General features: G+C 42.9%; 5 protein-coding genes. All 5 read left to right on the top strand.

The genetic code is table 11. The features are described 5' to 3' along the window. On the top strand, nt 1–911 hold a 911-nt coding region (locus tag GXO74_12870; GenBank protein ID NOZ62557.1), incomplete at its 5' end, for a hypothetical protein. Nucleotides 912–1051: 140 nt separating this feature from the next. Beyond that, entirely contained in the window at nt 1052–2560 is a 1509-nt protein-coding gene (locus GXO74_12875) for an arylsulfatase (protein NOZ62558.1), read from the top strand. A 144-nt stretch (nt 2561–2704) separates the two neighbouring features. Next, nucleotides 2705–2872: a hypothetical protein gene (locus GXO74_12880; GenBank protein NOZ62559.1), complete on the top strand. Its 168-nt coding sequence runs from the start codon at nt 2705–2707 to the stop codon at nt 2870–2872. A 16-nt stretch (nt 2873–2888) separates the two neighbouring features. Continuing rightward, on the top strand, nt 2889–3140 hold the full coding sequence (locus GXO74_12885; protein NOZ62560.1) for a hypothetical protein: 252 nt from the start codon (nt 2889–2891) through the stop codon (nt 3138–3140). Further along, a partial coding sequence (locus GXO74_12890) for a glycoside hydrolase family 28 protein (GenBank protein ID NOZ62561.1) occupies nt 3109–3380 on the top strand: 272 nt, incomplete at its 3' end. The genes GXO74_12885 and GXO74_12890, both read left to right, overlap by 32 nt.

Consider the following 3380-nt stretch of genomic DNA (forward strand, 5'->3'; position numbering starts at 1 on the left):
CACTGCTTTATTGCTTTGGCAAAAAAATTAAAGACCCCAATTTAGTCGCGTTGGCTGTTCACTTTGCCAAAACGGAAAAATTTTCTTTATCCTATCCGGAAATGCGGCGCTGTCTGAATGAGATTTTTCTCTATGATGAAATTCGAAATGCCGAGGCAAATTTGCCTTATGTGCGAGATTCTTTTTTCCCGGAAATTCAAGTTATGACCGCTCGTTCGGCAGCGAGTTCTCCCAAAGGATTTTTCATCGCTGCCAAAGGCGGGACTAACGGCGAAAGTCACAATCACAATGATGTCGGACAATTCATTTTGTATTACAATGGCAAGCCGGTGATTGTCGACGCAGGAAAAGACACCTACAAAAAAATTACCTTTTCCGGCAAGCGGTACACACTCTGGTTTACGCAATCCGGCTCCCACAATTTACCAATTATTAATTCCCAAATGCAACAAAACGGTGCAAAATTTAGAGCGGAGAATGTTCGCTACCAGACAGATAATGAGAAAGTTTCTTTTTCGCTGGATATTGCCAAAGCTTATCCTGCAGAGGCGAATGTGATAAAATGGCGAAGAACAATTGATTTTTTTCGGCAACGAAAGATCGTCATTTCAGAAGATTACATATTAAAAAATCAAACCGGCGATATTGAATTCAATTTTTTGACGCCCTGTTCTGTTGAAAAAATTTCTTCGGGCGAATTGCTGTTTGTACAAAGCCAGGGATTCTCAATTCTTCTGAAATACGATCCGAGAGAATTGGACTTTGTCCCCCAAAAAGTTCATTTTGATAAAAAAGAAAACCGTGACCTCTGGGAAAGTTGGGGCGATTCATTGACGATGGTACGGCTAAAAGGAAAAAGTTTGCCGTCTATCGGAAAATTGCGGTTTGAATTTAGTGTTTACAACGAGTAGAATCAAATTTTGGCGCTGCATTTGAAAAGGAATTTCGTGTGAAAAATAAGCTCTCGAGGAGGGAATTTCTCTCAACATCAATCGCAGCAGCGGGCGCTTTTTCATTGCTCCCTCTGGTTGATTTGCCATTGGGCGCTGGAATGAAAAAGCCTAACATCGTCCTCATCATGGCAGATGATATGGGATATTCGGATTTAGGGTGTTTTGGTTCGGAAATTAATACGCCGAATATTGACAGCCTTGCAGAGGAGGGCTTGAAATTTACCCAATTTTACAATTGCGCACGCTGCTGTCCGACGCGGGCGTCTCTTTTGACCGGACTTTATCCTCATCGCGCTGGAATGGGAAGCATGATAAATCGCAAAAATCAGCCCAGACCACCGGCGTATCAAGGTTATTTAAACGATCATTGTGTCACGATCGCAGAGGTCCTTCGGCAAACAGGCTATCACACTTTGATGTCCGGGAAATGGCATGTTGGGGAACATCGTCCGCATTGGCCGCTAAATAGAGGTTTTGAGCGATATTACGGCTTAATCAGCGGCGCGAGTAGCTATTTTGACACCAGCTATGTTGTGCCGGGAACGGATAAAGTTCGCATCATGGTCAATGATGACAAGGAAATTGTGGAAAAAGGCCATGGTTTCTATATGACGGACGCCATTGCCGATCATGCGGTAGAAATGATAAAAAATTATGCGAATAGCGACAAGCCGTTTTTTCTGTACACAGCATTTACTGCACCGCATTGGCCTCTGCATGCTTTGAAAGAAGATATTGAAAAATATCGAGATAAATATCTGGATGGCTGGGATGTTCTGAGAGAAAAAAGAAGGGAGCGAATGATTTCGCTGGGACTCATCGATGAAAAATGGGGACTCTCGAAACGGGATAATCGTGTGCCACCATGGGAGCGTGCTGAACATAAGCAATGGGAAGCCATGAGAATGGCAGTCTATGCCGCGCAGATTGATCGGATGGATCAGGGGATTGGCAGGATTCTGGCAGAGCTGAAAAGAACCGGCGCTGATAAAAATACATTGATTTTTTTCCTTTCTGACAATGGCGGCTGCGCAGAAATTTTGAGGGGCAACTCTCCGGAAATCATGCCAGGTGGTCCGGACAGCTACATGAGTTACGGCATTGGTTGGGCAAATGCCAGTAATACGCCATTTCGCCGTTACAAAAAATGGGTTCATGAAGGTGGCATTTCTACGCCGCTAATTGCACGCTGGAAAGGCGTAGTAAAACCAAATACTATGACGCAGCAAATGGGACATGTCATTGATTTGATGCCTACGATTCTCGATGTTGCCGGTGCCAAATATCCGGAAGAATTTAAAGGAAAAAAGATTCATAAATTAGATGGAAAAAGTTTGCTACCCGCTTTAAAGGGAAAGACACGGCAAGGTCACGAAGCGCTCTATTGGGAGCATCTGGGAAATTGCGCTATCCGTCAGGGGAAATGGAAACTGGTGATGGACGGAAAATTGAAATCGTGGGAGCTTTATGATCTGGAAGACGATCGAACGGAACGGAGAAATTTGACTGAAAAATATCCGAAAAAGGTAAAGCGGATGAGAAAACAATGGCAGAAATGGGCCGAGGATGTAAAAGTATTTCCCAAGAAACTTCGATTTAAACGATAATGATCATGTCTATTCCAAAAATATAGACTTGCGGAGAAAAGACCCTAGAAAAGACCCTATGAAGACAGCAATTGTTAATAAAATTCTATTTGTAATTTTTTTGCCTCGGCAACGGTTCTCGCTTCTGATTTTTCGAAATCGTTAATGTCAGGAAAAGAATGTTATTATCTTGATCCAGGGAAAGATCCAAATCCGGTTTTTGAGGACGCCGTTGCTCTGGAGATGAATGATTTTTATTCATCAAAAGAAGGATTGGGCCGACATGGTTCTTTTATTTTCGTATTTTCAAGTGAATTTGACCATAAAAAATGAGGAAAATTTTAGCAAAATGAAAACTCCCAAAAAAGCAAAAGGAAAATTTTTGTTTTATTTTTTCCTTATCTTTCTCCTGCTGACTATTTTACAAATTTCGTGTCAAAAAAATCATATCCAAACGGCCTGGGATGCGGTTCAAATCATTGAAAGCAGAATAACTCCGCCGGTTTTTCCCGAGCGTGAATATCGAGTGACGGACTTCGGCGCTGTCGGCGATTCGGTGACAGCGTGTTTTGAACCGTTCAAAAAAGCCAAAAGCCATTGACCGCTGCAATCAGGAAGGAGGCGGAAAAGTCATCGTTCCCCCTGGCGTTTATTATCTCAACGGCCCCATTCATTTGAAGAGTAATGTTCATCTCTATTTGTCCGAAGGCGCCAGATTGGAATTTAGCCAAAAGCCGGAAGATTATCTGCCCCTGGTTTTAACTCGTTGGGAGGGAACCGAGCTTTTCAATTATTCTCCTTTCATTTACGCTTACCAGGCGACAAATGTCGCCATTACCGG

This window comes from Calditrichota bacterium (assembly GCA_013152715.1).
Classification (GTDB): domain Bacteria; phylum Zhuqueibacterota; class Zhuqueibacteria; order Thermofontimicrobiales; family Thermofontimicrobiaceae; genus 4484-87.